This is a genomic window from Vibrio sp. 970 (genome assembly GCF_033339075.1).
This window is the reverse complement of sequence record NZ_JAWOTW010000686.1, coordinates 1-547: the sequence shown is the minus strand read 5'-3', so window position 1 is coordinate 547 and position 547 is coordinate 1. Positions and strand designations below refer to the sequence as shown.

1 protein-coding gene is annotated in these 547 nt (G+C 46.3%); it reads left to right on the top strand.

From position 1 onward, the window contains the following. Positions 1-547, top strand: a 547-nt coding sequence (locus R7Q11_RS28625) for an efflux RND transporter permease subunit (RefSeq protein ID WP_225467280.1), incomplete at both ends; no start/stop codon positions are given.

The window sequence follows — 547 nt, the reverse complement described above, 5'->3', positions numbered from 1 at the left end:
CGGTTGTTATTGCGTTTGCAATCATTGTATTTGCAAGCTTACCAGTCTTGTTCAAGTTCATTCCTAGTGAACTTGCACCTTCGGAAGATAAAGGTGTGGTTGTACTAATGGGTACGGCGCCTTCGAACGCGAACTTGGATTACATCCAAAACACCATGAACGATGTAAACAAGATTCTGTCGGATCAACCAGAGGTAGAATACGCGCAGGTATTTAACGGTGTTCCTAACTCGAACCAAGCGTTTGGTCTAGCGACACTTAAACCTTGGAGTGAGCGTGAAGCCAGCCAATCTGAGATCACCAAACGTGTTGGTGGATTAGTTGCAAGCGTCCCAGGCATGTCAATCACGGCATTCCAGATGCCAGAACTGCCTGGTGCGGGTTCAGGTCTACCAATTCAGTTCGTTATCACGACACCAAACAGCTTCGAAAGCTTGTTTACGATCGCAAGTGACGTTCTGACAGACGTAGCCAGCAGTCCAATGTTCGTCTACTCGGACTTAGATCTGAACTACGACTCTGCAACTATGAAGATCAAAATCGATAA